Origin of the sequence: Xanthomonas vasicola pv. musacearum NCPPB 4379 (assembly GCF_000277895.2) — a bacterium.
In the GTDB taxonomy this organism is placed as follows: Bacteria; Pseudomonadota; Gammaproteobacteria; order Xanthomonadales; family Xanthomonadaceae; genus Xanthomonas; species Xanthomonas vasicola.
Genome location: NZ_CP034655.1, coordinates 2051696 through 2078289 on the forward strand (window position 1 = coordinate 2051696; position 26594 = coordinate 2078289).

Consider the following 26594-nt stretch of genomic DNA (forward strand, 5'->3'; position numbering starts at 1 on the left):
GGTGACGCTTTCGCTCGCACTGCAATACCTGGTGATCGCCATCGCCGTGCTGGTCAGCCTGTGGGTGGTGATGAAGAAGCAGTTTCCAGGCGTGCTGCATCGTTTGCGCGGTGCGCTTGCACTTGGTCTGTTGCGCAGCGGACGACCAGCATGGATGCGGATGATTGGGCGTCGCGTTGCACCGCCCGCCACACAAAATGCATCGGCTTGCGGCGGTTGCGACAGCTGCGGCCCGACACCGCCGCGTCGTCACTGATACTTGTAGCGTCAGCTACACTTGCGCGGCCGCAGGACGCGGCGGAACAGGGGGCGGTGACGCGTTTGTAGGTGTTGTAGGTGCTGTTGGCGGTGCTGGCCACCGTTGCGGGTGTCTATAACCACGGTGGCAAGGCGCTCGACGACAAGCAGGTGCGCGATTTCTATGCCGCGCACGACAAGGCGATGTTGGGTCAGGAAGGCGAGGCGCTGTGCGCCATGGCCGCTCCGGACTTCGAAATGGTTGTGCTGTACCGCATGGATTCGCATCAGAAGCGGGAGACCACCAGTCGCGAGAAATACTGCAACTCCAACGGAGAATGGGCGCAGGTGCTGCGGCAGGTGAGCCGCGTGGCGAATCCGGAAGAGTTGATCGACTAAAAGCAGTCGATCACCAAGATTGACATTGCCGCGGACGAACAATCGGCCATGGTCGAAACGCGCGCCACGCTCGGTCTGCCCGGCTTGCGCGTGACCTTCCGCACCCGCGACAAGGTGATCCGCAAGCGCTGGAAGAGGCTGATAGCCCGTAGCGAAGGCACCGTCTGAGTTGGCCCGGCGTATCAATGAGCAGCAAACAAATCTGTCGGACAGGCTGGTGTAGGCGCAGTTGATGCTGGGTGCGACACGCGTCAGTGGTCCAGTTCGGTTTCCGTATGCTGTCCACGCCAGCCTGACAACCGCTCGCTGCATTGTGTTCGCCGCTCGATATAGCGGCGGTAAGCCAGGCAAGCGGCGTGAAGTCCGTCGCTGCACTGCACAGCGCCGCAGCCACTGGCGTTCGCTATGCTTGTGCCATGACAACCTCCTTTCAGATCTCCCGACGTGCGCAGGCGCTGACCAGTTCGGCGATTCGCGAAATCCTTAAAGTGACCGAGCGGCCGGAGGTGATTTCCTTCGCCGGCGGGTTACCGTCGCCAGCCACGTTCCCGGTGGAGCGCATGCGCGCGGCCAGCGACCAGGTGCTGCGCGATGCGCCACAGGCGGCGCTGCAATACGGCCCCACCGAAGGCTATGCGCCGCTGCGCGAGTGGGTGGCTGCGCGGCTGAGTCGCGATGGCGCCAGCATCCGGCCGAGCCAGGTGCTGATCACCACTGGTTCGCAGCAGGGCCTGGACCTGCTCGGCAAGGTCTTCATCGACGAAGGCAGCAAGGTGCTGGTGGAGACGCCGAGCTATCTGGGTGCATTGCAGGCGTTTTCGTTGTTCCAGCCGGCGTTTGTCGGCATGCCCTCGGACGAGGACGGTGTGGTGGTGGACACGCTGGATGCGGCGCTGCTGGCCGATGCACGGTTTCTGTATTGCCTGCCGAATTTTCAGAACCCCACTGGCCGGCGCTTGCCGGTGGCGCGCCGCCAGGCGTTGGTGGCGCGCGCGGCCGAGGCGGGCGTGCCGATCGTCGAAGATGATCCGTACGGCGAGCTGTACTACAGCGGGCAGCCGTTGCCGAGTTTGCTGTCGATGAACCCGGAAGGCGTCATCTACATGGGCTCGTTTTCCAAGGTGCTCGCCCCCGGTTTGCGGCTGGGCTATGTGGTGGCACCCGAAGCGGTGCTGGGCAAGCTGATCCAGGCCAAGCAGGCGGCCGATCTGCACACACCATCTTTCACGCAGCGCGTGGTGTACCAGACGCTGCAGGACGATTTTCTCGAGACCCATATTCCGCAGATCCGTGCGTTGTATGCGCGCCAATGCAGCCTGATGCTGGAGGCGCTGGATCGGCATTTCCCGGCGCAGGTGCACTGGAATCGCCCGGAAGGCGGCATGTTCCTGTGGGTGACGCTGCCACCTGGGCTGGATGGCACCGCATTGTTGGCGCGGGCCATTGCGCGCAATGTCGCCTTCGTGCCGGGCGCGCCGTTCTACGCGACGTTGCCGCAGGCCAATACGCTGCGCTTGTCGTTTGTCACCGTGCCCGGCGAGAAGATCGATGCCGGTATCCAGGTGCTGGGCGAGCTGCTGCGTGAGGCGCTGGACGAATTGCCAGGGCAGGGCGCGTGACAGTGGCGACGACGGAGCAGGGCGCGCCGATCGCGATCAAGATCGATAGCGTTGCCATCGGCCGTGTGCGCGACTTCACCCGCCCCGGTAGCCGCAGTGCGATCGATAAGCGCGCGCTGCAGGGTGCGGTGCAGGTCGGCATCGAAGGCCTGGAAGGCGACGAGCAAGGCGACCTGCGCGTGCATGGTGGGCCGGACAAGGCCATCCATCATTATCCGCGCGATCACTACGCTGCCTGGCGCAATGAGCTCGGTACGCACGCGTTGCTAGAAGCTGCCGGCGCCTTCGGCGAAAACCTCAGCAGTGTCGGCCTGACCGAAGCCGACGTCTGTCTCGGCGACCGCTTCGCGTTGGGCACCGCCGTGGTGGAAGTGTCGCAGTTGAGGCAACCGTGCTGGAAACTCTCGGACCGCTTCGGTGTGCGCGAACTGGCGCGGCGTGTGCAGGAAACCGGCCGCACCGGTTGGTACTACCGCGTACTGCAGCCGGGCAGCGTTGCGGCCGGCGACCTGCTGGCCCTGCAGGCGCGCCCGCATCCGCAGTGGCCGCTGTCGCGCCTGCAACAGGTGTTGTACGCGCGCCAGGTCGATGTCTCCGCCGTCACTGCAGTGCTGCAGCTGCCGCTGGTGCCATCGTGGCGCACGCTGTTCGAACGCCGCCTGCAGCGCACCGAAGTGGAGGGCTGGAGCAAACGGCCAGATGGCCTCAGCGATTAAGCGCGATCAGCACGCCTGCTGCGTCACCATCGGACGCGTGGTCGTGTTGCAAATCCTCGTGTGCCAGGCTTGCAGTGAGGCTGCTCTTCGGTGATTGCACCCGCTGAGGCCTGTTCGCGCGTTTGATGGACTTTCCAAAGCCAACTGGCACTAAGGCTGTTCCGTTGCCAAGCGCGCGCACTATTGCTCAATGTCGGCATGCGTAACTCGTACGTCTGCGGTTCGCTGCTCCGTCAGCACCCATCCCAGAACCGCTCGCTTCATCTTATTCCCGCTGCGAAAGCCACTAACAACGCAACCCTGCAACGGCGCGTCGCGCGCAGGGCACCACCGCGGCGACGAATCTCCAATCGCAACGCCTCAATCCCGGCTATCGTGTATCACCTACACCGCCAAGCCAGCCTGCCGCCATGACAACCTCTGCTGTGAAAGTTCTGATCCACGGCGCCTCCGGGCGGATGGGCAAGGCGCTGCTGCGATTGGCTGCCGAAGACGAGAGCTTGCAGGTGGTCGGCGCCGTGGTGGGCCGCTCGCCATCGCAACGCGTCATCGATGGGGTACCGTTCTTCGCTGCCAGCGAACTCGGCGGCGCGCCTGCGTTCGATGTGGCCATCGACTTCAGCTTGCCGCAGGGCTTCGCGCCGATCCTGACGCTGTGCGCGCAGCGCGGTAAGCCGCTGGTGTCCGGCACCACCGGGCTGGACGAGGCGCAGCGCGTGGCACTGCGCGATGCGGCCCAACAGATTCCGTTGGTGTGGGCGTCCAACTTCAGTCTCGGCGTGGCCGTGCTGACCGAGCTGGTGGAGCGCGCCGCCGGCACCTTGCCGGGGTGGGATTGCGACATCATCGAGGCACATCACGTGCACAAGCAGGACGCGCCCTCCGGAACCGCGTTGACGCTGGGCGAGGCGGCCACCGGTAGCGGCGCGCAGCCGCGCTATGTGAGCCTGCGTGCCGGCGACATCGTCGGCGAACACACCGTGCAGTTCACCGGGTTGGGGGAGAGGGTCGAACTGGTGCATCGCGCGACCAACCGCGACATCTTCGCGCGCGGTGCCTTGCATGTCGCCAAGCGACTGATCGGCAAGCCGGCCGGCAGTTACCGCGTGCGCGATCTGGTGCTGTAAGCCGTCGCGCCACCGCGCATGAACGGTGGCCGCACGTCGCGGCCTATTCATGCCCCAGCATTGATACCGGTGCTGCATCGAACGCTCTTCAGGCTGGCATGCCGGGGCAGTTGCCTTTACAATTCTCGCTTGCCCGAACCAGCGTCGGACCGGTCCCCAGCACCGCGTCCGCGCTTTGCTGCAACCGGAATTTGGCCGGAAGCGCATCGGAGTCCCAGGCAGCCAGAGCGAGACCCCACGTGACCCAACCCGCAATCCTTGTCCTCGAAGACGGCACCGTGTTCGAGGGCGAATCCGTAGGCGCCAACGGGCTTTCCGTCGGCGAAGTGGTGTTCAACACCGCCATGACCGGCTATCAGGAAGTCCTGACCGATCCCTCCTACGCCCGCCAGATGGTCACGCTGACCTATCCGCATATCGGCAACACCGGCTTCACCGATCAGGACGACGAGGCCCGCAAGATCTGGGCCGCCGGCCTGATCGTGCGTGATGTGCCGCGCCGCCCCAGCAACTGGCGCAGCCAGGTGGCCTTGCCGGAATGGCTGCAGGCCCGCGGTGTGGTCGCCATCTCCGGCATCGACACCCGTAAGCTGACCCGCCTGCTGCGGCAGAAGGGCGCCCAGAACGGTGCGCTGATGGCCGGCGAGATCGACGTCGAAAAAGCACTGGAAGCCGCGCGCAAGTTCCCCGGCCTGAAAGGCATGGATCTGGCTAAGGTGGTCTCGACCGAGAGCACTTACAGCTGGCAGGAAGGCCAGCTGGATCTGAACGCCGATGCGTTCGTGCAGGCCGAGCTGAAATACAAGGTTGTGGCCTATGACTACGGCGTAAAGCTCAACATCCTGCGCATGCTGGCCGAGCGCGGCTGCGACGTCACTGTGGTGCCGGCGCGCACGCCGGTGGCCGAGGTGATGGCGCTGCAACCCGATGGCGTGTTCCTGTCCAACGGCCCGGGTGACCCGGAGCCGTGCGACTACGCGATCGATGCGATCAAGCAACTGATCGCGCAGAAGGTGCCGACCTTCGGCATCTGCCTGGGCCATCAGTTGCTGGCGCTGGCCAGCGGCGCCAAGACGCTCAAGATGGCCACCGGCCATCACGGTGCCAACCATCCGGTGCAGGATCTGGACGGCGGCCGGGTGATGATCACCTCGCAGAACCACGGCTTTGCGGTGGATGAAAGCACGTTGCCGGCCAATGTACGGGTGACCCATCGGTCGCTGTTCGACGGCACCAACCAGGGCATTGCGCTGACCGACGCACCGGCGTTCTCGTTCCAGGGCCATCCGGAAGCCTCGCCAGGCCCGCGCGACGTGGGGCCGTTGTTTGATCGGTTCGTGGCGTTGATGGCCAAGGATGCCAACCGCGCATGAGCGGCCGTCTGATAGGCGTGCTGATCATCCTGGCGGGCGCCGCGCTGGCGTATTGGGGCGTATGGACGCCCCTGGAGCAGGCGCAGGCCGGCGCCGCGTCGATCACCCTGCCTGGCGGCATCAAACTGGCCTTGTTGGTGCCGATGTGTGTGGTGTTCGGCTTCGGCTATGCGATCGGTGGTGGGCGTTTTCATCAGTCCATGCACAACACCGACCCGGACAAGGTGCGCCGCTGGGGCAAGACGTCCGGCTTCGGCTGGGTGCTGATACTGATCAGTTTCGCTGCCGCGTTCGGGCTGCATCAGTGGATGCAGCGCGGCCTGCATGCCTGGGTTATGGGTCAGCGGGATGACCTCGGCATTCGGCTCCGTGGAGTCGAGCAATCCTCATGCTGCGTTGCGATCTGATCGCCGCGGCCACTCTTTACGCACCTGCGGCTTGCCGCATGTATTCAATCGGGTAATGAAATGCCAAAGCGCACCGACCTAAAAACCATCCTGATCATCGGCGCCGGCCCGATCGTCATCGGCCAGGCCTGCGAGTTCGACTACTCGGGCGCGCAGGCGTGCAAGGCGCTGCGTGACGAGGGCTACCGCGTGGTGCTGGTCAACAGCAACCCGGCCACCATCATGACCGACCCGAACATGGCCGATGCCGTGTATATCGAGCCGATCAACTGGCAGACGGTCGAAAAGATCATCGCCAAGGAAAGGCCCGACGCGCTGCTGCCGACCATGGGCGGTCAGACCGCGCTGAACTGCGCGCTGGATCTGGCCGACCACGGCGTGCTGGAGAAGTACAACGTCGAGCTGATCGGCGCCAAGCGCGAAGCGATCCGCATGGCCGAAGACCGCGAGCTGTTCCGCGTGGCGATGGGCGAGATCGGCCTGGATTGCCCCAAGGCCGCGGTGGCCCACACCCTCGAAGAAGCGCTGGAAATCCAGACCCGCGTCGGCTACCCGACCATCATCCGCCCCAGCTTCACCCTCGGCGGTAGCGGGGGCGGCATCGCCTACAACCGCGAAGAGCTGATCGACATCGTGGGCCGCGGCCTGGAACTGTCGCCGACCACCGAAGTGCTGGTGGAAGAATCGGTGTTGGGCTGGAAAGAATTCGAGATGGAAGTGGTGCGCGACACCGCGGACAACTGCATCATCGTGTGCGCGATCGAAAACCTTGACCCGATGGGCGTGCACACCGGCGACTCGATCACCGTGGCACCGGCGCAGACGCTCACCGACAAGGAATATCAGCGCCTGCGCGATGCCTCGATCGCGGTGCTGCGCAAGATCGGTGTGGATACCGGCGGCTCGAACGTGCAGTTCGGCATCAGCCCGACCACCGGCCGCGTCGTGGTCATCGAAATGAATCCGCGCGTGTCGCGTTCGTCGGCGCTGGCCTCCAAGGCCACCGGCTTCCCGATCGCCAAGGTTGCCGCCAAGCTGGCGGTGGGCTACACGCTGGACGAATTGAAGAACGAAATCACCGGTGGTCTGACCCCGGCCTCGTTCGAGCCGTCGATCGATTATGTGGTCACCAAGATTCCGCGCTTTGCGTTCGAAAAGTTCCCGCAGGCCGATGCGCGTCTGACCACGCAGATGAAGTCGGTGGGCGAGGTGATGGCGATGGGCCGCACCTTCCAGGAATCGCTGCAGAAAGCGCTGCGTGGCCTGGAAACCGGCAAGATCGGCCTGGACCCGAGCGGTCTGGATCTGAGCAGCGAAGATGATATCGCCACGCTCAAGCGCGAGCTCAAGGCGCCGGGCCCGGAGCGTCTGTTCTACGTGGCCGATGCGTTCCGCGCCGGCATGACGGTGGCCGATGTGTACGCGCTGTCGTTCATTGACCCCTGGTTCCTGGACCAGATCGAAGAAATCATCAGCCACGAACAGCAGCTGGCCGACGACGGCATGGCCGCGCTGGATGCACCGCGTCTGCGCATGCTCAAGCGTGCCGGTTTCTCCGATGCGCGTCTGGCCGAGCTGATCGGCAGCAACGAAGAGTCTGTGCGCACGTTGCGCCGTGCGCTGAAGGTGCGCCCGGTTTACAAGCGCGTGGATTCGTGCGCTGCCGAATTCGCCACCAGCACCGCCTACATGTATTCGACCTACGAGGACGAATGCGAAGCGCTGCCGACCGATCGCGACAAGATCATGATTCTTGGCGGTGGCCCCAACCGCATCGGCCAGGGCATCGAGTTCGATTACTGCTGTGTGCATGCGGCGCTGGCGCTGCGCGATGATGGTTTTGAAACCATCATGGTCAACTGCAACCCGGAAACCGTCTCCACCGATTACGACACCTCCGACCGTCTGTATTTCGAGCCGCTGACGCTGGAAGACGTGCTGGAAATTGTCGAGCTGGAAAAACCCAAGGGGGTGATCGTGCAGTACGGCGGCCAGACTCCGCTGAAGCTGGCGCGTGCGCTGGAAGCCAACGGTGTGCCGGTGATCGGCACCTCGCCGGATTCGATCGATCTGGCCGAAGACCGCGAGCGATTCCAGCAGCTGGTCGACAAGCTGGGCCTGAAGCAGCCGCCGAACCGCATCGCGCGTAACTCCGAAGAAGCCTTGGTGCTGGCGCGCGAAATCGGCTACCCGCTGGTGGTGCGCCCGAGCTACGTGCTGGGCGGCCGCGCGATGGAAATCGTGTACGGCGAATCCGACCTGGCGCGCTACGTGCGCGATGCGGTGAAGGTCTCCAACGACTCGCCGGTGCTGCTGGACCGCTTCCTAGACAACGCCGTTGAAGTGGACGTGGACATCATTGCCGACAAGGACGGCAACGTGCTGATCGGCGGGGTGATGGAACACATCGAAGAAGCCGGCGTGCATTCGGGCGATTCGTCGTGCTCGCTGCCGCCGTATTCGCTCTCGCCCGAAACCCAGGCCGAGCTGCGCCGTCAGGTGGTGATGCTGGCCGAAGGGTTGAACGTGGTCGGCCTGATGAATACCCAGTTCGCGGTGCAGGTCAACGAGGCCGGCGACGACATCGTGTATCTGCTGGAAGTAAATCCACGTGCCTCGCGCACGGTGCCGTTCGTGTCCAAGGCGATCGGCATCCCGCTGGCCAAGATTGCCGCACGTTGCATGGCCGGCAAGACGCTGGCCGAGCAGGGCGCCACCACGGAAATCGTGCCGGACTATTATTCGGTGAAGGAAGCGATCTTCCCGTTCGCCAAGTTCCAGGGCGTGGACCCGATCCTCGGGCCGGAGATGCGCTCCACCGGTGAAGTGATGGGTGTGGGCCGCAGCTTCAGCGCCGCGTTTGCGCGCGCGCAGGAAGCCGGCGGCATCAAGGCGCCGCCGCTGGGCAAGGCGTTCGTATCGGTGCGTGACCCGGACAAGCAACGCGTGCTGCCGGTGGCGCAGGCGCTGGTGGAGCGCGGCTTTACGCTGGTGGCTACGCGCGGCACCGGTGCCTGGCTGCAGCAGAACGGGCTGAGCTGCGAGATCGTCAACAAGGTGGCCGAAGGCCGCCCGCACATCGTCGATTCGATCAAGAATGGCGAGATCGTCTACATCGTCAATACCACCGAAGGGCGCGCCGCCATCTCCGATTCGTTCTCGATCCGGCGTGAAGCGCTGCAGCACCGCGTGACCTATTCGACAACTGTCGCTGGCGCAAAGGCGCTGGTGCATTCGCTGGAATTCCGCGGCACCGGCCCTGTGTGGTCGCTGCAGGAACTGCACAAGGAGCTGGAAGCATGAGAGCACCCATGACATCGAAGGGCGCGTTGCGCCTGCGCGAAGAGCTGGAACAACTGAAGTCGGTCAAGCGCCCGGAGGTGATCAATGCGATCGCCGAAGCGCGTGCGCACGGCGACCTGAAGGAAAACGCCGAGTATCACGCCGCGCGCGAGCAGCAGAGCTTCATCGAAGGCCGCATCAAGCAGCTCGAAGGCGAGCTTTCGCATGCCGAAATCATCGACATTACCAAGTTGTCGGCAGGCAACAAGATCGTGTTCGGCGCCACGGTGACGCTGGCGGATACCGAGACCGACGAAGAGAAGCGTTACCAAATCGTTGGCGATCTGGAAGCGGACATCAAGATGGGCCTGATCGCGATTTCCTCGCCGCTGGCGCGTGCGCTGATCGGCAAGTTGGAAGGCGATTCGGTCACCATTGATGCACCGGCCGGCCAGCGCGAGTACGAAGTCGTCAGCGTCGCCTACCTGGACTGACCGGCATCACCGCGCGATGACCACTGCAACGCTGCTGCTGCCGGAAAAACGCCGATTGCCTGGAACCCTGGGCGAGACGGCGGTGGCGCGTGCGCTTGCGCGCGCCGACCAGCACACCGCCGATGCCGGCGAAGTGGCGCAATTGCAGCGCCATTTCAGCCTGACGCCATCGCATTGGCCGGTGGCGGCGTTGACCCGGCAACTGGATGCCGGCGATGCCGCCGGCGCCACCTGGGTGCGCGCCGACCCGGCCTATGTGGTGCCGGACATGCAGGGCGCGCGGTTGATGGGCTACGGCGAGGCGCTCGGCCCCAATGCCGAGGATCTGGCGGTGCTGCTGCCGATCCTCAAGCCGATGTTCGGCGATGCGGGATTTCTGCTGGATGCGCCTACGCCATCGCGCTGGTATCTGCGCCTGTCGCCGGATGCGAAATTGCCGGAGTTCGCGCCGCCGGATGTCGCGATCGGCGACGACCTGTTCGAGCATCTGCCGGCCGGCGACAGCGGCCGCCGCTGGCGTGCACTGCTGACCGAAGCGCAGGTGCTGCTGCATCAGCATCCCTGGAACGAAGGTCGCGTGGCCAGCGGCAAGCCGGCGATCAATTCCTTGTGGTTCTGGGGTGGCGGTGTGCTGCCGCATGCGGTGACTTCGCCGCATCGCCAGGTGCGCAGCCGCGAATCGCTGCTGCGTGCGTTGGCGTTGGCGGCAGGTGCCGACGCGCAGGGCGAACAACGCGTCGATGCGCTGGTGGATCTGCGTCATCTGCGTTCGCTGCAGCAGGTCAGCGACGATGCGGTGGCACCGCTTCTTGCGGCGATGGCGCGCGGCGAACTGGATCGGCTGGTGCTGGATTTCCAGGACGGTGAAAGCGTGTCGCTCACGCATGCACAGCGCTGGCGTTTCTGGCGCAAGCCGCGGGTACAGCTGGCGCAATGACGTCGAGTCCACGGATCGTCCGGCGCCCGTCCGGGCAGGCCGGCAGTTGGCCCGATACTATGTTGCCGCTGCTGCGCCGCATCTATGCCGCGCGCGGCGTCACCGACGCACAAGGCGCGCAGCCGCGACTGGGCCAGTTGTTGTCGCCCGAGCTATTGCACAACAGTGGCGTGGCCGCCGAGCTGCTGGCCGATGCGATCGCGCAGCAGCGACGCATTCTGGTGGTCGGCGATTTCGATTGCGATGGTGCAACCGCTTGCGCAGTCGGTGTGCGCGGCTTGCGCATGCTCGGCGCGCTGGACGTCCATCACGCGGTGCCCAATCGCATGGTGCACGGCTATGGCTTGTCGCCTGCGTTGGTCGACGAACTGGCCGCGTTGCAGCCGGACGTGCTGGTCACCGTCGATCACGGCATCGCTTGCCATGCCGGCGTGGCCGCAGCCAAGGCGCGCGGCTGGACAGTGTTGGTCACCGACCACCATCTGCCTGGCGAGGTGTTACCGCCGGCCGACGCGATCGTCGACCCGAATCTGGCCGAAGACACCTTCCCGAGCAAGACGCTGGCCGGGGTCGGGGTGATCTTTTACGTGTTGTTGGCGCTGCGAAAAGCGTTGCGCGCACGCGGTGCGTTTGCAGAACGCGTCGAACCGGATCTGTCGGTGTTGCTGGATCTGGTCGCAGTCGGCACCGTCGCCGATCTGGTGCCGCTGGACACCAATAATCGTGCGCTGGTGTCGGCTGGCCTGCGTCGTCTGCGCGAGGGCAAGGGCTGCATCGGGTTGCGCGCCTTGATCGATGCCAGCGGCCGTGATGTGGCGAGACTGAGCGCCAGCGATATCGGGTTTGCGCTGGGGCCGCGGTTGAACGCGGCCGGCCGGCTCGAAGACATGGCGCTGGGCATCGAACTGTTGCTCAGCGAAGACTGGAGCCAGGCGCGCGAGATCGCCGGCACGCTGGAAGAAATCAATGCCGAGCGCCGCGCGGTGCAGCAGTTGATGACCGACGATGCCGAGCAAGCCGTTACCAAGGTGGTGCTGGATGCGGACGGCGCATTGCCGATGGCTGCATGCCTGTTCGATGCCGAATGGCACCCGGGCGTGATCGGTCTGGTGGCATCCAAACTCAAAGACCGCCTGCATCGTCCGGTGATCGCGCTGGCACCGGCCGAGCCGGGCAGCAGTCAGTTGCGTGGCTCGGCGCGGTCGATTCCTGGCCTGCATATCCGCGATGTGCTGGCGGCCGTGGATGCGCGGCATCCCGGGTTGATCCAGAGGTTCGGCGGCCATGCGATGGCAGCCGGGTTGAGCATCGATCATGCGGCGTTGGCCACGTTCGAGCAGGCCTTCCATGCGCAGGTCATGGCGATGGTGGACGCTTCGCTGCTGCACGCCGAATTGCACAGCGACGGCGAACTGGCCGCGCACGAACTCGATCACGTGCACGCCGAAGCGCTACGCGTGGCCGGGCCGTGGGGGCAGGGTTTTCCCGAGCCGTTATTCGATGGTCAGTTTGAGGTGCTGCAGCACCGGGTGCTCAAGGAGCGCCACCTCAAATTGACCCTGCGGTGCGCCGGACGCGCCGAGCCGCTCAATGCCATCCACTTCAACGGCTGGCGCGGCAGCGAACCCGCGCGCTCGGTGCGGCTGGCGTATCGGCTGGTCGCAGACGACTATCGCGGCGGTACGGCAGTGCAGTTGATCGTCGAGCATTGCGAGCCGGCGACAGTCACGAGTTGACCGCGGGCTTTGTGTAGTCGCTAGTTTTTGTTCCTCGCACTTCGCGCCATCTCGATAATTCCAAGCCGCGTTGGTCGAGTGCGCGATGCCCTCACCGCTCGCGGGACACGCCATAAACCCGTCCCTGGAGGCTCGATGGCGGCATCCATGCCGTCAACGGTCCCGCAATCGGCAAGGACACCGCACCAGGCAGTTGGCTGGTGTCGTGTCGAGACCGGGAACAGCGCGTTGCTGCTTGCTTTATTGAAAGCTCTACACGCCAACCAACTTGACTGCTCTTTTCGCAAAACAGCGCAGGCATGCACTGTCTTCGCTTCGATCAAGGCGACTGTTTGACCTCGGTCACCAAGGTCGGCAGCTCCCACGCGCCGCCGGCAGCCACCAGCCGGCACAGGCCCGAGGTGGATTTGGAGGTCGGCACAAAACGGCGGCCATCCCAGGTCCAACTGGCCGCGCTGTAGCAATCGCCCAGGCTGCGGCCTTTTTGCGACGACAGCAAGGTGGAACCATCGATGTCGCTGGCGTGCGTGGTCACCAGGGTCGGCGCGAATGGCGCGCGTGCATCGACGAGCCAGAAACCGGTGCCGACGTTGTACGCGCCCATCCCGCAATCGGTGGAGACCAGAAGCTTGTCGTTGCCGAGCCGGGCGACGGTCAATGGTTCTTGCGCATCGCCGGCTTGTCCTTTGCATTCCTCATCGGCCGGCAAGCTGGCGCGCAGGGCCTGAAACAGCGCGGGCAATGTGCCAATGCGTGCATCGCTGGCCTGCGCTGCGGGGAGTTTGACCGCGCGCACTTGCGGCGCCGGCACAGCCGGCAACACCTTGGTCTCGTCGCGATCACCTTTGCGCACCAACGCGCTACGCGTGCCCAGCCGGCCCTGGAATTCGTCCATCTTCAGCAGCACTGCCGAAGCGCCGCGGTCGGACAGCTGCCAGCGGCGGCCATCGTTTCCTACCGCCACAATCGTGCTGCTGCCGCGGAGGGCAGTCAGCAGTGCGGCAACCTGCGCGTCACTCAGGGGCGCAGTGCCCTTGCTGCGATCCAGCGCCAGCTTGCCTAGATCGCATTGATCGATCCGCAGCCTCAGCGATGCCGGCATCTTGATCTCGTCGTACTGACCAAGCATCAACTCCGCCGTCACTGCTTGGCCGGCGCCGGCCTTGCGGCTCAGCAGCACCGACACCGGCAAGTGCTCACCTTCATCGGGCTGATATCCGGCGGCGCGGCAGGTGCGGGTGTTGTCGCAGGCGATGGTCCAGTCGTCGTGATCGAAACTGATCCCGGTCACGGGATCGGCGAAGGCGACAAGAGGGGTGAGTAAGGCGGGGCAGCAAGCAGGGCGGGGCGCAGGGTGGTTCCGAAAGCATAGATCCGGCGCGCACTCGCGTTGCTGCTTGATGTGCCGTCCAGTGAATCGCACGTTGGCTAGCCACGTGCGCTCGCAAGCAAGTCATCATGCAGCCGTTGCACCACCGAGCTGGCGCGGCACAGCATGCGTGCGCCCACGCAAGCCGAACAGCGGCCGCAGCCAGCGCACGCGCCGGATCACATACTCATGTAGCGCCAGACAGCCGATCACCGTGGCGGCGATCACCAGCGCCGGTTCCAGCCAGGCGTTCAACTGCAACGGCATCAGCCAGTACAGCGCCACGATGATCAGGCTCTGATGCAGGATGTACCAGGGGAATACCGCTTCGGTGCAATACGGCAGCCAGCGGAACGGGCGGTTCAACCGCTGCTTCGCCCAGCCCAGCAGGGTCAGTAGCGCCAGCCAGGTGTAAGCGGCGCGTGCGGCGTGTTCCAGCGTTTCCCATGGCAGCGCGGCCAGTGCCTGCGGTACCTGCGCGGGTTGCACGTGCATGCCCACATAGCGAATGCCCAATTCGGTCGTGATAGCCAGCACTGCGCTGACCAAGGTGAGCCAGCGCAGTTGCATGGCCAACTGCCAGAAGCGCTCGTTGCGCGCCAAGAGATAGCCCAATAGAAAGAGTGGGAAGGATTCGGCATGCACAAACCAGTCGCCGACCAACGCATGGGTCGGTGGATGACGCGGCATCACCCACATCACGCAGAACGCTTCCCACAGGATCGGCAGCACCAGCAAGGCCGGCACGACCACTGAAGAGGGAAGCCGCGGGAAGACCGGCAGCCGTAGCAGCTTGCTCAGTGATACCAGCGCCATCAAAACGACGGTGTAGGGCAGCAGGTACGCCAGGTACCACAAATGATTCCAGGTGATGCCGTGCTCCCAGCCATCGAAGCTGCCGGCAGGCCATGGGCGCATCTGCCAGTAACGCAGCAGGAAACTGCCGAAGCCGGTGGCGACCTTGCCGTTGCTCACGCCCTGGCAATAGGCCTGTACCGACACCACCACGAACATGCCGAACAGCAATGGCGGCAGCAACCGCCCGCAGCGACGCAACGCGAAGCGCCACGGCGTGGCCTGCGGCTGCGACAAGCCGATCGCGATGCCGGAGATCATGAACAACAACGGCATCCGCCAGCGATTGAGCACGATCATCGGCCACTGCAACCACTCGGCGGTGTGCACACTTTTGAGGTGGAAATCCCAGTCGGCCACATAGGCCATGCCCACGTGGTAGAGGATCAGCAGGGCGAAGGCGAAGACGCGCAAGGCATCGATATCGTGGCGGCGCTCGGTCATGGTCGGCGGCTGGTGGAGGAGTGGATGCATCCTGCCCAGCGGCCCGCTCCACCGGGGGTGTCAGGGGTGGAAACCCCGGCCCGCAGTGACCAGTGGTGCCCGCCCAGGGACGAATGGGGACGGCAGGGATGGCGGTTTCGCCACGTAGCGCAGGCCTCTATGATCGGCATCTGCCAACTGCGGACGTCTGCAATGCAATCGACCGGGTCGCGCCCGCCAACTATCCACGACAGGGCCGGCCGCGCTGCCACACGCTGGGCCGTGGTGATCTGGTCGCTGGTGTTCTACCTGAGTGCACTAGGCAACGTCTGGACTTCCTGGCTTGCCGCGCGCCGCGATGGCCAGCCTATCGTGGTGTGGCAGGTGCTGAGCTGGGAATTGAGTAGCGCCACGGCTGCGCTTCTACTGTTGCCGGCAGTGGTGTGGCTCTGCGCACGCTGGCCGCTGCATGCCGATGCCTGGGTGCGACGCTTGCCAGCGTATGTGGCCGCTGCACTGGGTTGGTGGCTGCTGCATGTCGCCGGCATGGTCGTGCTGCGCATGCTGGTCTACGCACTGGCTGGCGCGCATTACGATTTCGGCGGCTGGCTGCAGTGGGTCTACGAGCTGTCCAATGATCTGCGTACCTTTGCGCTGCTGGTGGCGGTACAGCACACACTGGCCTGGTACGCACGACGCCGTCAGGGCGAGGCGCATCTGCTCGCCGCACCTGACGATGGCCCGCCAGTGGAGCCATTGGATCGCCCGGAGCGATTTCTGGTGCGCAAGTTGGGACGCGATTTCCTGGTCGCCACCGCCGATATCGAGTGGATCCAGGCCTCGGGCAATTACGTCAACCTGCATGTGCGCGGCCACGATTACCCTCTGCGTAGCACCATGGCGACGATCGAGGCCAAGCTGGATCCGGCCGTGTTCGTGCGTATCCACCGCAGCTATCTGGTCAATCTGGGCCAGGTGCAAGCGATTGAACCTGTGGATTCTGGCGATGCACGTGTGCATCTGCGCGACGCTACCGTGCTGCCGTGCAGTCGCAGCCACCTGGCCGGCTTGCGTGCGCATGCAGGGCAGGGTGCGGCTGCGCCTAAGACCGACGCATTCCGTTGCTCTGGCGCTGCCCGCAGTGACCAGCGTCCCGTCCCAAATTCGTCCCAGCCCCTTGCCGGTGGCAGGTCGAAGCTGTTGCGACACCTTCGCGCGATGGTGGGTTGCGTGCGGCGCCAGCGGTCGAGCACGCCAGCCGAGTGCCCGAGCACTAACAGGTGCTACAGCGTGCGCGGCCACAGTTTTGCCGCGTTTCGCCGCCGCCGCCCGCTTGCTAAACTAACCAGCTTGTTTGCCGGAAGTCCGTCATGATCGAAACCAATCCGATCCGCCAGCGCATCACCGATCTCAACGATCGCGTGCTCTCGCTCAGGGGGTATCTTTGACTACGACGTCAAGAAAGAGCGTCTAGAGGAAGTCAGCCGGGAGCTTGAGAGCCCCGATGTGTGGAACGACGCCGAGCGCGCGCAGGCCCTGGGCCGCGAGCGTTCGATGCTGGAAAAGACCGTGATCGGCATTGCCGATGTGCTGTCGGGCCTGGCCGATGCGGGCGATCTGTTGGAGCTGGCCGAGAGCGAACAGGACGAAGACACCGCAGTGGCGGTGATCGCCGATCTGGACAAGTACCAGACCCATGTCGAGAAGCTGGAATTCCAGCGCATGTTCTCCGGCCAGATGGACGGCGCCAATGCGTTCGTCGACATCCAGGCCGGCGCTGGCGGCACCGAGGCGCAGGACTGGGCCGAAATTCTGCTGCGCATGTATCTGCGCTGGGCCGAGTCGCGTGGCTGGAAGACCGAGCTGATGGAAGTCTCCGGCGGCGAAGTGGCGGGCATCAAGTCGGCCACCATCCGCATCGAAGGCGAGTACGCCTACGGCTGGTTGAAGACCGAGATCGGCGTGCACCGGCTGGTGCGCAAGTCGCCGTTCGACTCGGACAACCGCCGACACACCAGTTTCACCTCGGTGTTCGTGTCGCCGGAAGTGGACGACAACATCGAGATCGATATCAATCCAGCCGATCTGCGGACCGACGTGTATCGCTCGTCCGGCGCCGGTGGTCAGCACGTCAACAAGACCGAATCGGCGGTGCGTATCACGCACATCCCGACCAATACGGTCGTCGCATGCCAGACCGGCCGCAGCCAGCACCAGAACCGCGACAACGCGATGAAGATGCTGGCGGCCAAGTTGTACGAACTGGAAGTGCAGAAGCGCAACGTCGAGCGCGATGCGTTGGAAGCCACCAAGTCCGACATCGGCTGGGGCAGCCAGATCCGCAACTACGTGCTTGATCAGAGCCGCATCAAGGATCTGCGCACCGGCATCGAACGCAGCGATACGCAGAAAGTGCTGGACGGCGACCTGGACGAATTCGTCGAGGCCAGCCTGAAGGCCGGTCTGGCAGCGGGCTCCAAACGCCTGGATGCCTGACCGCCGCGCCAGGTGGCCGTCGCGACGGCATCCTGGCGCAGCTCCGCAGTACCCGTGACGCAGCGGTGTTAATGCACTGCAGCTCCCGGAGCCGCGGATAACGCGTACCTTCGTCACACCGTCGTTGTAAAAAGAGGATCGGCGTCGCCGGTTCCGCATTCCCCACCGGGCATTTCGCCCGACCCACAGCAGATCGATTCCCGCCATGACCGAGCAGACCCCCGTGCCGCAGCCCCCCGCCGACGAGAACAGCCTCATCGCCGAGCGTCGCGCGAAACTGGGCGCATTGCGCGGCCAGGGCATCGCCTATCCCAACGACTTCGTGCGCGAACACTTCGCCGGCGACCTGCAGGCCGAATTCGCCGACGCCGACACCTGGACCCCGGAAGCGCTGGAAGCCAGCGGGGGCACGGTCAAGATGGCCGGCCGCCTGATGGCCAAGCGGGTGATGGGCAAGGCCAGCTTTGCGCAGATCCAGGACGAATCCGGGCGCGTGCAGTTGTTCCTGCAAGGCAATGTGCTGGGCGATGCCTACACCGCCTTCAAGGGCTGGGATGTCGGCGATATCGTGGCGGTGGAGGGTTGGCTCACCCGCACCAAGACCGGCGAGCTGTCGGTCAAGGCCAGCGCGCTGCGTCTGCTGACCAAGTCGCTGCGTCCGCTGCCGGACAAGTGGCACGGCCTGTCGGACGTGGAGCAGCGCTACCGCCAGCGTTACGTCGACCTGATAGTGACCCCGGAAGCGCGCGAAGTCTTCATCAAGCGCTCCAAGATCATCCGCGCCATGCGCGCGTGGTTGGATGCGCGGCGCTTCCTGGAAGTGGAAACGCCGATGATGCATTACATCCCCGGCGGCGCCACCGCCAAGCCGTTTACCACCCACCACAACGCGCTGGATCTGGATCTGTACCTGCGCGTGGCGCCGGAGCTGTATCTCAAGCGGCTGGTGGTCGGCGGCCTGGAGCGCGTCTACGAGATCAACCGCAATTTCCGCAACGAAGGCGTGTCGACCCGGCACAACCCCGAGTTCACCATGCTCGAGCTCTACGAGGCCTATGCCACGTACCACGAGATCATGGACCTGACCGAGCAGGTGATCCGCGACACCGCGCAGTCGGTGTTGGGCACCACGCAGGTGAGCTGGGATGGCGCGGACATCGATTTGGCGCCGGCTTTCCGGCGCTGGCGCATGGATGAGGCCGTTCGTCACCACAATCCGGAGATCAGCGCGGCTGACTGTACCGACCGCGATGCGCTGCTGCGCCATTGCGAGCGCCTCAAGATCCGCGTGAAGCCATCCTACGGCTGGGGCAAGCTGCTGCTGGAAATTTTCGAGGCCACCGTCGAACACACGCTGGTGCAGCCGACCTTCATTACCGACCACCCGGTCGAAGTGTCGCCGCTGGCGCGCTCCAGCGACACCGAGCCGGGCTATACCGACCGCTTCGAGCTCTTCATCAATGGCAAGGAGCTGGCCAACGGCTTCTCCGAGCTCAACGACCCCGAAGATCAGGCCGCACGCTTCCAGGCGCAGGTGCAGGCCAAGGATGGTGGCGACGACGAAGCGATGCATTTCGACGCCGATTACATCCGTGCGTTGGAGTACGGCATGGCGCCGACCGGCGGCCTGGGCATCGGTATCGATCGTCTGGTGATGCTGTTGACCGGCAGCACCTCCATCCGCGATGTCCTGCTGTTCCCGTATATGCGTCCGGAAGCCTGACTTTTTTGCGCCTTCGGTGTACCGACGGCACAGATACTGCATATGCTAGGGCGGAGCTTCGAACAAGGTATTGTTCGGGGGAGTCGGCACAGCGCCGGCGTTATCGCTTTTCCGTTCTCGAGATAGAGGAGCAACGGCTATGCAGGATGTTTTAGGGGGTCCGGGCGGCGCGTTGTCGACGGATACATGGGGAAGCTGGGCGGAAAAGGCGGATCTGGGATTGAACATCGTCATTGTCGATGACCAGATGTCTGCGCGGACCATGCTGCGCCACGTCATCGAGGACATTGCGCCGGAGCTCAAGGTCTACGACTTCGGCGATCCGCTCGACGCGTTGGCCTGGTGCGAAGCCGGGCGCGTGGATCTATTGCTGCTCGACTACCGCATGCCGGGCATGGATGGTCTGGAATTCGCACGTCGGCTGCGCCGGCTGCCCAGCCATCGCGATATCCCGATCATCCTGATCACCATCGTCGGCGACGAACCGATTCGTCAGGCGGCGCTGGAAGCCGGCGTGATCGACTTCCTGGTCAAGCCGATCCGCCCGCGCGAGCTGCGCGCGCGTTGCTCCAACCTGCTGCAGTTGCGCCAGCAGAGCGAGAGCGTCAAACAACGCGCCTTGTCGCTGGAACAGCGCCTGCTGGCCAGCATGAATGAGGTAGAAGAGCGCGAGCGCGAAACCTTGTCACGGTTGGCGCGCGCGATCGAGTACCGCGATTCGGGCACCAGTGCGTTTCTGGAACGCATGTCGCATGTGGCCGGCCTGATTGCCGAGCAGCTGGGGTTGTCGGAAGACCAGGTGCGCATCATCGAAATGGCCGCCCCGCTGCACGACATGGGCAAGATCGCCATTCCCGATTCAGTGTTGCTCAAGCCGGGCAAACTCACCGACGACGAGATGAGCGTGATGAAACGCCATCCGCGCATTGGCTACGAGTTGCTCAGCGGCAGCCAGAACCGCTTCATCCAGATCGGCGCTTTGATCGCGCTGCGTCACCACGAACGTTATGACGGCACCGGTTATCCGGATGGCCTGGTCGGTGAGGCAATTCCGCTGGAAGCGCGCATCGTGGCGGTAGCCGACGTGTTCGACGCGCTGCTGTCGCAGCGCCCGTACAAGGAAGCCTGGACCATGGATGCCGCGCTGGCCTATCTGTATGCCCAACGCGGCCGTCTGTTCGACCCGCGCTGCGTGGATGCGCTGTTGCGCGGCCGTGCGCAGCTGGACGAGATCTGTCAGGAATTCTCGACCGCATCGCCGCGTCCGGGCCAAGTGGGATGAGCGCGTTGATAGACGCGCTGCGAATCCGCTTCCGGCAGCGTCCGGATAGCGAGCATCTGCAGCACTATGTGCGTATTGCCATTGCGATCCTGTTGTTTGCTTACGTTTGGACCATGGAGCACCAACCGGGTCGCTCCGGCTATCTGGCCAAGACTGGGTGGGTACTGAGCTGGGAGATTGTGGTGTCTCTCGGCTTGTTGACAGCAATTGCCGTGAAGCCAGGCATTTCGCATGTGCGGCGCTGCATCGGCATGCTGAGCGACTATGCTTGCATCGTCGTGCTGATGCTCGCCACGGCCGATGCGGGCGGAGTTCTGTATGTCGTCTGTCTGTGGGTGACAATCGGCAATGGCCTGCGCTATGGCAGCCGATACCTACTCGCCGCCACTGCGGTGGGAACGCTCAGCCTGATCCTGGTGAGCCTGTTTTCCCCTTATTGGCGCTCGATTCCGACATTGGCCGGCGGATTGCTGCTGGGCCAGATCGCCATTCCGTTGTATTTCCGCGCTTTGCTCACCGCGCTGACCAGAGCGTTGAACGACGCCCGTCACGCCAATGAGGCCAAGAGCAAGTTCCTGGCGAACATGAGTCATGAGTTTCGCACGCCGTTGAATGGGCTGTCCGGGACCGCAGAGCTGCTGGCAGTGACCAAGCTGGATGCCGAGCAAAGCGAATACTTGAAGACGATCCAGGCATCGGCGCTCAACCTGCGTTCGCTGGTAGAGGAGGTGCTTGATATCTCCGCGATCGAGGCTGGCAAGGTCCGCCTGATCCGCACCCATTTCCTGTTGGCCTCGCTTCTGGACTCGGTTGCCTTGATCCTGCGTCCACAGGCTACCAACAAGGGGATTGGCTATCAGGTAGAAGTGGCCGCATATGTACCCGCCAACCTGGTTGGCGATGCAGGACACTTGTCGCAGGTGCTGCTGAATCTGATCGGCAACGCGGTCAAGTTCACCGACGAGGGAAGCGTTGATCTGAAAGTGTCGCGAGTGGCCTCGCTACCTGGCGATCGGATCTGCGTTCGCTTCGAGGTGCGCGACACTGGAATCGGGGTGCCAGTGGCGATGCAGTCGCGGGTGTTCGATGCTTTCCAGCAAGGCGATATGGGCTTGAACCGCCACTATGAGGGAACCGGCCTGGGGACAACCATCGCCAAAGGGCTGGTCGAAAGCATGGGCGGGCGGATCGGGTATCGCGACAATCATCCCTGCGGCAGTGTGTTCTGGTTCGAGGTGCCGATCGGGGTCGAAGCCGAGCTGCCGATGATCGAGAAAGCAGCTCTGCTGGAAGAGCTGCCGGACAAGGTCAGCAATGTGATTGCCTTTTCCAATCCGTTTCTGCGCCATCGCGCTCGCGTGCGTTCGATGCGGATACTGGTTGTCGATGATCACCAGGCAAATCGCATGGTGGTCCAGCGGATGCTGGAAAAGGCTGGGCACACCGTGGTCTGTCTTGCGGGAACGGAGGACGTACTGGACCTTCTGGTTCAGGAGAGCTGCGACGCAGTGATCTCCGATCTGCATATGCCGGGTCTGAGCGGACTGGATCTGCTGCGACAGATGCGCGTGATGCATGCCAGCGGGATGTCCTACGTTCCCGTGGTGATTTTGAGCGCGGATGTGACTGTGGAATCGATTCGGCGCTGCGAAGAAGCTGGCGTACATGCTTTTCTTGGAAAGCCGTTGGAAGCCAGCAAATTACTGGGGGTGCTGGCGGGAATAGCCAGCGGCGGAAGATTCGCTGCCGATGGCCGTGTGCCTGCCCAGGAAACCGGGTTGGATGACGAACTGGCATTCGACCCGCAGGTGCTCGACGAACTTGCCGAGTTAGGCATGGGGCATGCCTTCGAATCCCAGTTCGTCTCGCAATGTCTGGCAGATGCCACTCGCTGCTTGCAAGCGTTACAGCAGGCCGGACAGGCGGGCCAGTCTGAAGAATATCGCGCGCATGCCCACGCGCTGCGCGGTGTGTCCGCCAACCTTGGGTTGGCGCGCCTTGCAGCATTGGCCAGCAAGGCCATGCTGCTGGCCATCCCGTTGCCGCCAGACTGGCAAAGCCAGCTGGCGCAATTGCAGGAAGCCCTGGCTCAGGGCCGTGATGCGTTAGAAGCGCGCCAGCGACAAGACCAGCGCGATGGCGACCAGCAGTCGCCGCTTTCCTGATCAACGGTTTAGAGCAGCTAACAAAACGTAGCGAGCAGTCGTCAGGTGGGTGCGGACGGCGCACAGAAACCGGAGTGTACGAGTGGTACATGCCGATTCCGAGCACAGGCCGCGCCCGCCTGGCGGTTGCGCAGTAGTTTTGTTAGCCGCTCTTAGTCGCGTCGAATGCTGCGACGGTCCTGGGCTCGGAATAGGCGTTCCATTGTGCGTAGTGACTTGTCACCAAGCTGCAGCGCAGTGTCGACCCAGATCTCGGTGATTTTCATCAGCTCGTCCAGAGATGGCGCGCTGCTGGCACGCTTTGCTTGCTGGACTGCCTTCCACGCATGTGGGATACGCCGACCCTCTCGGATGATCTGCTCCACTGCCGCAAATCCTTCGCCGCGCGGTACGACGTGATCCACCACGCCGAGCCGGTGCAGCTCCTCTGCGCTGTGCATATTGCCCTCGAGCATAAGGCGTTCGGCTTGACGCGGAGGCATGCGCTGGCAAAGGAACGAGTAAGCACCCATGCCCGGAAACAGATCGAACAAAACTTCCGGCAAGCCTAGTTGCGCGCCTTCCTCGGCCACGATCGTATGGCAGCTCAAGGCAACTTCGAAGCCGCCACCTAATGCGTTGCCCTGTACAAGGGCAATGCAGTGCATATCCTCATGCAGGCCGGTCGTGAAGGCATGGGCACATTGAATGCAGCGGCGTGCGTAGTCCAGCAACGCATCGCGATCGCGGCGTCGGATCAGGCCGCAAAACAGTTCCAGATCGCCACCCAGGTTAAAGACGTCACTATCCGAGACGAGCACCATAAACGGCGATTCGGCCTGGCTTTTGTTGACCTCGTTGCGAATGATTTGCTGGTGTTCGATCAAGTCATCGAGCAAGTTGGAGGAAAAGCAGGGACGCTCCGAGCTAGTGGCCAAGTGAGCGTGCATGTGCATCCAGTACACATCGCGCGAGGTATCTGCCACGACCTTGACAGTGGAGGCGCGCTGAAGACGGGTAATGGGAAGGACGACTGACATGCGTATTCTCCGAGATGTTCCGTCCAGTCGGCTGCCAGCTGGACGGAGGAATAAGTTGAAATTGCGCCGACTTCCGATCTATGCGCGTAACAACGACGCGCCGCAAGAGAGTAACGTTTGAGTGGGTTGTTTTGCGGGGCGTGGAGGAGGGGGAGATGGATGATCGGCCGATCGTCTGCCTGCGTTGCCGCACCGCTCCCAAGCTTCGTTCTGATAGGTGCCGGGCGTCGGGCGCCCAATACTTGAAGGCGGATATGTCGCCTGACTTATCTCAAGCATGCAAGTTGTCGCTTAGCTAGGAGGAGCGCACTCAACCGTCAATGCCGAGCTGATTAGATGTCATAAAGTCGCCAGTCCACGAGCTTTCGGGTTACAGCCTTGTCGCCACTATTCCAGGGGGTCGACATGGTGTTATTACGAGCCCGGCTTCATCCAGCAGGCTTGATGTGCGTCTTGAGGCGTTTATTCCCGCTGCAGCTCATGAGATTGAGGGTCTTTCTATTTTATCGGTCCAACCGATTTTTCACGTTCAGCTTGCCGGACTCTTTATTTTAGACACGTACAGCTGCGAGGTAGCTGCCGCGCCCTGTCTCTTGCTGCTGCCCGGGCGTGAACAAAAGAGCTCCTGATTAGCACGATCATTCAGCACAGTCGCAGCCAGTGAGAGCCGACCGGTCGATGCTAGAACCGTCGCTCCACCGAGACCAGATCATGGCCATGAACCGTGTGCAGCCCCAAGCTGGGCTGTCGTTGCCGGCGTTCCTCAAGCGCTATGGCAACGAGCAGCAGTGCGAGCACGCGTTGGAGATCTCGCGCTGGCCACAGGGCGTTGTTTGTCCGCATTGCGCCGCTACCGCGCACAGCCGATTCCAGCGTCGCGGCACCCCGTACTGGCAGTGCACGGCCTGCTATCGCCAGACCAGCCTGCGCTCAGGCACGGTGAATGGACAACAGCAAGCTGCCGCTACGCACCTGGCTGCTTGGCATGTACCTGCTGGGCCAGAGCAAGACCAACCTGTCGGCGCTGGAGTTGATGCGACACCTGGGAGTGAGCTACCCGACAGCGTGGCCAATGAAGCACAAGCTGATGCAGGCCATGACCTAAGGAACCTCTGAACAACTCACCACAGATACGCGACACTACCCGCCTCATGTTGAGGAGTGATCCATGCAACTGACGTTCGGTGACGCTGAGGGCCTGGGCAAGCGCAAGCAGACCCGGCGCGAGATCTTCCTGGCCGAGATGGAGCAGGTGATTCCGTGGCAGCAACTGCTCGGGCTGATCGCGCCGCACTATCCGGTGTCGGGGCGGCCCGGGCGGCAGCCGTACGCACTGGCGACGATGTTGCGGATTCATCTGCTGCAGCAGTGGTATGCGTTGAGCGATCCGGCAATGGAAGAAGCGCTGCACGAGATTCCGACCTTACGGCGATTTGCCCAGCTCGGCGGGTTGGACGACATTCCCGACGCGACCACGATTCTCAATTTTCGGCGCCTGCTGGAGACCCATGGTCTTGCCGCGCGGATGCTGGAAGCGGTCAACGCGCATCTGGCGCGCAAGGGCCAGAGCCTGCGGTCGGGCACGATCGTCGATGCGACGCTGATCGCTGCACCCAGTTCGACCAAGAACGCCGATCACGCACGCGACCCTGAAATGCATCAGACCAAGAAAGGCAATCAGTGGTATTTCGGGATGAAGGCGCACATCGGCGTGGATGAGTTTTCCGGGCTGGTGCACCACGTCCATTGCACAGCGGCCAATGTCGCCGATGTCACGGTGATGCACACGTTGCTGCATGGCAAAGAAGACAGCGTGTTCGGCGACAGCGGCGACACCGGTGCAGACAAACGCGAAGAGCTGCAGGACTGCGAAGCTGCATTCTTCATCGCCGCCAGGCCCTCGACGATCCAAGGCATCGGCAACAACCGCGAGCGTGCCCGGCAACAGCGTTGGGAGCACTTCAAGGCCAGCGTGCGCGCGAAGGTGGAGCATCCATTCCGGGTGATCAAACGTCAATTCGGCTACACCAAGGTCCGCTATCGCGGCTTGGCCAAGAACACCGCACACGTGCTGACCTTGTTTGCGCTCTCCAACCTGTGGATGAAGCGAAAGCAGTTGCTGCCGGCTATGGGGAGCGTGCGCCTGTAAACCGGGCAATTCCCCCGGAAAGCGCCAGAAATGGCAAAAATCCGAAGCTCCAAACGCCACTCTTCGGAAACATGCCACCTTCCGCCCTGTCAGGCATCGTTGTTCAGACCTTCCCTAACGCGAGGCGAACCGCAAGTTGGGCGGGATCGTGCAACTGGACGATGCCTATCTGGGCGGAGAACGCAACGGTGGCAAGGCCGGGCGCGGCTCGGAGAACAAGCGCCCTTTCGTGATCGCCGTGGAGACCACTGAAGACGCTCGTCCATTGCGCGCGGTGATGGATCCGGTCCCAGGCTTCACCAAGGCGGCGCTGTCGGAATGGATCGGGCAACGCCTGCATCCTGGAGCAGATGTCGACAGTGATGGACTCGGTGCGTTTCGAGCACTGGACGCCGAGCACGCGCACACGGTGATCGAAGGGGGCGGTCGACGTCGCTGCGAGGCAGAGAACGCACGCTGGGTCAACGTGGTGGTGTCCAACCTAAAGCGTTCGCTGGACACCTATCACGCCCTCAAATTCGCCACATACGCCCAGCGCTACCTGGCAGAGACGATGTGGCGGTTCAACCGCCGTTTCGATCTGACCCGTCTGGTGCCCAGCTTGCTGGCCGCCGCAGCCGCCAGCACACCGTGGTCCGAGCGGGCCCTGCGCGATGTCCCCATGTTCACCGCTGAAAGTGCTTGCTGATCAGTTAAAAATTTAATCGGATTAGGCGGTGTTGAACCAGGACGTCAGCTCATTTCAGCCGCTGATGTAAAACGCCCGCAGCGCTAGTAGGCGATGCG

18 protein-coding genes, 1 other RNA gene and 4 pseudogenes are annotated in these 26594 nt (G+C 63.4%); 19 read left to right on the forward strand and 4 right to left on the reverse strand.

The window, feature by feature from the left end:
• Nucleotide 1: 1 nt before the first annotated feature.
• The 11 genes and pseudogenes from KWO_RS09670 to recJ all read left to right on the forward strand — a co-directional run bounded on the left by KWO_RS09670 (nucleotide 2) and on the right by recJ (nucleotide 12327).
• Nucleotides 2-256, forward strand: a complete 255-nt coding sequence (locus tag KWO_RS09670) for a DUF6587 family protein (protein WP_010367122.1) — start codon at nucleotides 2-4, stop codon at nucleotides 254-256.
• Between the two features lie 80 nt (nucleotides 257-336).
• Nucleotides 337-804: pseudogene (locus KWO_RS22975) on the forward strand (nuclear transport factor 2 family protein).
• A gap of 248 nt (nucleotides 805-1052) precedes the next feature.
• Nucleotides 1053-2255 (forward strand): aminotransferase-like domain-containing protein, encoded by a 1203-nt coding sequence (locus KWO_RS09680; RefSeq protein ID WP_017118607.1) that lies wholly within the window; start codon nucleotides 1053-1055, stop codon nucleotides 2253-2255.
• Nucleotides 2252-2971, forward strand: coding sequence for an MOSC domain-containing protein (locus KWO_RS09685; protein WP_010367117.1), 720 nt, complete (start codon nucleotides 2252-2254; stop codon nucleotides 2969-2971). Before KWO_RS09680 ends, KWO_RS09685 begins: the two co-directional genes overlap by 4 nt.
• A 410-nt stretch (nucleotides 2972-3381) precedes the next feature.
• Nucleotides 3382-4098, forward strand: a complete 717-nt coding sequence (dapB, locus tag KWO_RS09690; RefSeq protein WP_010367114.1) for a 4-hydroxy-tetrahydrodipicolinate reductase — start codon at nucleotides 3382-3384, stop codon at nucleotides 4096-4098.
• A gap of 239 nt (nucleotides 4099-4337) precedes the next feature.
• Nucleotides 4338-5471 carry a glutamine-hydrolyzing carbamoyl-phosphate synthase small subunit gene (gene carA / locus KWO_RS09695; RefSeq protein ID WP_010367112.1) on the forward strand — a complete coding sequence of 378 codons (1134 nt, stop codon included), beginning with the start codon at nucleotides 4338-4340 and terminating at the stop codon, nucleotides 5469-5471.
• The gene (locus KWO_RS09700; protein ID WP_010378474.1) at nucleotides 5468-5878 is read left to right on the forward strand and encodes a hypothetical protein; all 411 of its coding nucleotides are present in this window, start codon (nucleotides 5468-5470) and stop codon (nucleotides 5876-5878) included. The genes carA and KWO_RS09700 overlap by 4 nt, the downstream gene beginning before the upstream one ends.
• Nucleotides 5879-5938: 60 nt before the next feature.
• Nucleotides 5939-9181 (forward strand): carbamoyl-phosphate synthase large subunit, encoded by a 3243-nt coding sequence (gene carB / locus KWO_RS09705; RefSeq protein WP_010378472.1) that lies wholly within the window; start codon nucleotides 5939-5941, stop codon nucleotides 9179-9181.
• An 8-nt stretch (nucleotides 9182-9189) separates the two neighbouring features.
• On the forward strand, nucleotides 9190-9654 hold the full coding sequence (greA, locus tag KWO_RS09710) for a transcription elongation factor GreA (protein ID WP_010367104.1): 465 nt from the start codon (nucleotides 9190-9192) through the stop codon (nucleotides 9652-9654).
• A gap of 16 nt (nucleotides 9655-9670) precedes the next feature.
• The gene (locus tag KWO_RS09715) at nucleotides 9671-10591 is read left to right on the forward strand and encodes a hypothetical protein (protein WP_010378470.1); all 921 of its coding nucleotides are present in this window, start codon (nucleotides 9671-9673) and stop codon (nucleotides 10589-10591) included.
• Nucleotides 10588-12327, forward strand: coding sequence for a single-stranded-DNA-specific exonuclease RecJ (gene recJ, locus KWO_RS09720; protein WP_010378468.1), 1740 nt, complete (start codon nucleotides 10588-10590; stop codon nucleotides 12325-12327). Before KWO_RS09715 ends, recJ begins: the two co-directional genes overlap by 4 nt.
• Before the next feature lie 319 nt (nucleotides 12328-12646).
• On the opposite strand, the gene KWO_RS09730 is transcribed toward recJ, so the two are convergent.
• A complete protein-coding gene (locus KWO_RS09730) occupies nucleotides 12647-13618 on the reverse strand; it encodes a DUF1176 domain-containing protein (protein ID WP_010378466.1) in 972 nt (323 codons plus the stop codon).
• A 165-nt stretch (nucleotides 13619-13783) separates the two neighbouring features.
• The gene (locus KWO_RS09735) at nucleotides 13784-14995 is read right to left on the reverse strand and encodes an acyltransferase family protein (protein WP_017113128.1); all 1212 of its coding nucleotides are present in this window, start codon (nucleotides 14993-14995) and stop codon (nucleotides 13784-13786) included.
• Between the two features lie 159 nt (nucleotides 14996-15154).
• Between KWO_RS09735 and KWO_RS09740 the strand changes: the two are divergent.
• From KWO_RS09740 to KWO_RS09760, 5 genes and pseudogenes are all read left to right on the forward strand, one after another.
• Nucleotides 15155-16090, forward strand: a pseudogene (locus KWO_RS09740) (LytTR family DNA-binding domain-containing protein); the annotation flags it as partial.
• Between the two features lie 254 nt (nucleotides 16091-16344).
• Nucleotides 16345-17470 (forward strand): peptide chain release factor 2 gene (prfB, locus tag KWO_RS09745; RefSeq protein WP_097370619.1). Its coding sequence is split into 2 segments (ribosomal slippage): nucleotides 16345-16419 and nucleotides 16421-17470, totalling 1125 coding nucleotides; the frame shifts between segments, so codons are not numbered across the junction.
• Between the two features lie 205 nt (nucleotides 17471-17675).
• The gene (lysS, locus tag KWO_RS09750; protein WP_010367085.1) at nucleotides 17676-19193 is read left to right on the forward strand and encodes a lysine--tRNA ligase; all 1518 of its coding nucleotides are present in this window, start codon (nucleotides 17676-17678) and stop codon (nucleotides 19191-19193) included.
• A 139-nt stretch (nucleotides 19194-19332) separates the two neighbouring features.
• Nucleotides 19333-20475, forward strand: a complete 1143-nt coding sequence (gene rpfG, locus KWO_RS09755; RefSeq protein ID WP_010378456.1) for a cyclic di-GMP phosphodiesterase response regulator RpfG — start codon at nucleotides 19333-19335, stop codon at nucleotides 20473-20475.
• The gene (locus tag KWO_RS09760) at nucleotides 20472-22640 is read left to right on the forward strand and encodes an ATP-binding protein (RefSeq protein ID WP_017113131.1); all 2169 of its coding nucleotides are present in this window, start codon (nucleotides 20472-20474) and stop codon (nucleotides 22638-22640) included. Before rpfG ends, KWO_RS09760 begins: the two co-directional genes overlap by 4 nt.
• A gap of 15 nt (nucleotides 22641-22655) precedes the next feature.
• Here KWO_RS09760 and KWO_RS09765 read toward each other — a convergent pair.
• A non-coding RNA gene (locus KWO_RS09765) (sX9 sRNA) lies at nucleotides 22656-22731 on the reverse strand.
• Nucleotides 22732-22792: 61 nt separating this feature from the next.
• On the reverse strand, nucleotides 22793-23659 hold the full coding sequence (locus KWO_RS09770) for a crotonase/enoyl-CoA hydratase family protein (protein WP_010378449.1): 867 nt from the start codon (nucleotides 23657-23659) through the stop codon (nucleotides 22793-22795).
• 711 nt (nucleotides 23660-24370) lie between these two features.
• Here KWO_RS09770 and KWO_RS09775 point away from each other — a divergent pair.
• The 3 genes and pseudogenes from KWO_RS09775 to KWO_RS09790 form a co-directional block, all read left to right on the forward strand.
• A pseudogene (locus tag KWO_RS09775) lies at nucleotides 24371-24758 on the forward strand (transposase); the annotation flags it as partial.
• Between the two features lie 69 nt (nucleotides 24759-24827).
• Entirely contained in the window at nucleotides 24828-25808 is a 981-nt protein-coding gene (locus KWO_RS09785; protein ID WP_017114881.1) for an IS5 family transposase, read from the forward strand.
• 118 nt (nucleotides 25809-25926) lie between these two features.
• Nucleotides 25927-26496: pseudogene (locus KWO_RS09790) on the forward strand (IS1595 family transposase); the annotation flags it as partial.
• Nucleotides 26497-26594: the final 98 nt, after the last annotated feature.

Bases quoted from the DNA above. Each gene is read 5' to 3' on its own strand.
- KWO_RS09735 (WP_017113128.1), bottom strand. From the start codon at position 14,995: ATGACCGAGCGCCGCCACGATATCGATGCCTTGCGCGTCTTCGCCTTC.
- KWO_RS09715 (WP_010378470.1), top strand. From the start codon at position 9,671: ATGACCACTGCAACGCTGCTGCTGCCGGAAAAACGCCGATTGCCTGGA.
- recJ (WP_010378468.1), top strand. From the start codon at position 10,588: ATGACGTCGAGTCCACGGATCGTCCGGCGCCCGTCCGGGCAGGCCGGC.
- dapB (WP_010367114.1), top strand. From the start codon at position 3,382: ATGACAACCTCTGCTGTGAAAGTTCTGATCCACGGCGCCTCCGGGCGG.
- KWO_RS09700 (WP_010378474.1), top strand. From the start codon at position 5,468: ATGAGCGGCCGTCTGATAGGCGTGCTGATCATCCTGGCGGGCGCCGCG.
- carB (WP_010378472.1), top strand. From the start codon at position 5,939: ATGCCAAAGCGCACCGACCTAAAAACCATCCTGATCATCGGCGCCGGC.
- rpfG (WP_010378456.1), top strand. From the start codon at position 19,333: ATGCAGGATGTTTTAGGGGGTCCGGGCGGCGCGTTGTCGACGGATACA.
- KWO_RS09760 (WP_017113131.1), top strand. From the start codon at position 20,472: ATGAGCGCGTTGATAGACGCGCTGCGAATCCGCTTCCGGCAGCGTCCG.
- greA (WP_010367104.1), top strand. From the start codon at position 9,190: ATGACATCGAAGGGCGCGTTGCGCCTGCGCGAAGAGCTGGAACAACTG.
- KWO_RS09770 (WP_010378449.1), bottom strand. From the start codon at position 23,659: ATGTCAGTCGTCCTTCCCATTACCCGTCTTCAGCGCGCCTCCACTGTC.
- lysS (WP_010367085.1), top strand. From the start codon at position 17,676: ATGACCGAGCAGACCCCCGTGCCGCAGCCCCCCGCCGACGAGAACAGC.
- KWO_RS09785 (WP_017114881.1), top strand. From the start codon at position 24,828: ATGCAACTGACGTTCGGTGACGCTGAGGGCCTGGGCAAGCGCAAGCAG.
- KWO_RS09680 (WP_017118607.1), top strand. From the start codon at position 1,053: ATGACAACCTCCTTTCAGATCTCCCGACGTGCGCAGGCGCTGACCAGT.